General features: G+C 63.4%; 1 protein-coding gene. It reads left to right on the top strand.

Going from position 1 to position 1,064, the window contains the following annotated elements:
- Positions 1-103: 103 nt before the first annotated feature.
- Positions 104-1,064, top strand: a 961-nt coding sequence (locus E3O50_RS17550) for an IS481 family transposase (RefSeq protein WP_134447063.1), incomplete at its 3' end; no start/stop codon positions are given.

Here is a 1,064-nt window from a genome sequence, read left to right as displayed (position 1 = left end):
TGTACCCGGCCATGACGTTGGTGACACTTTCGGGCTTGTGAAGAGGGAGGACCTCCGGGCTTAGTGGAGGTATCTGAAATCTTCACAAGTCACGGAGGTCCTCATGGGTCACATTAACGCGCGTTTGACGATTCATGGAAAAGTTCTGCTCATCGAGCGGCTAACTGTGGAGAACCGGCCCGTCGCTCACGTCGCGAAAGAGCTCGGCATCTCCCGTCAATGCGCCCACCGCTGGCTGGCCCGCTACCGGGCCCAGGGTCCTGCGGGACTTCTCGAACGGTCCTCCCAACCCCGGTCCTCTCCTCGAAAGACGAGCCCGGAACGGGAAGAGCTCGTGCTGAAATCACGTCGTGATCTCAAGTCCGGGCCGATGCGCATCGCGATAGCGACCGGAGTGCCGGCCCGGACGGTGTCTCGGATACTGGCCCGACACCACGTTCCCCCGCTCGCCTGCTGCGATCCCCTCACCGGGGAGCCCATTCGTGCGACCCGCGCCACCACCAACCGGTATGAGCGCAAGCGACCCGGCGAGCTCGTCCACATCGACGTGAAGAAACTGGGCCGGATTCCCGACGGCGGCGGCTGGAAGGCCCACGGTCGCAGCGAACAGGTCCGTGGCCGCGGCATCGGATTCGACTACGTCCACGCCGTGATCGACGACCACACCCGCCTCGCCTATGTCGAGATCCACCCCGACGAAAAAGGCGTCACGGCCGCCGGCGTCCTCACCCGGGCGGCCGCGTTCTTCGCCGCGAACGGCATCCCAAAGATCGAACGCGTCCTCTCCGACAACGCCTTCGCCTACCGGAAATCCGTCGCGTTCCAGCAGGCCGTCGCAAACATCGGCGCGGAGCAACGCTTCATCAAACCGCACTGCCCCTGGACCAACGGCAAAGTCGAACGCCTCAACCGAACCCTCGCAACTGAATGGGCCTACAGCCAAGTCTTCACCAGCAACGCCGAACGCGCAGCAGCGCTTGCACCCTGGCTCAACTACTACAACACTGAACGCATCCACTCCGGCATCGGAACAACCCCCATCAGCCGAGTGTCACCAACGTCAT

It is taken from the genome of Cryobacterium sp. MDB1-18-1, assembly GCF_004402735.1.
GTDB lineage: Bacteria > Actinomycetota > Actinomycetes > Actinomycetales > Microbacteriaceae > Cryobacterium > Cryobacterium glucosi.
This window is presented reverse-complemented; position numbering and strand designations above follow the sequence as displayed.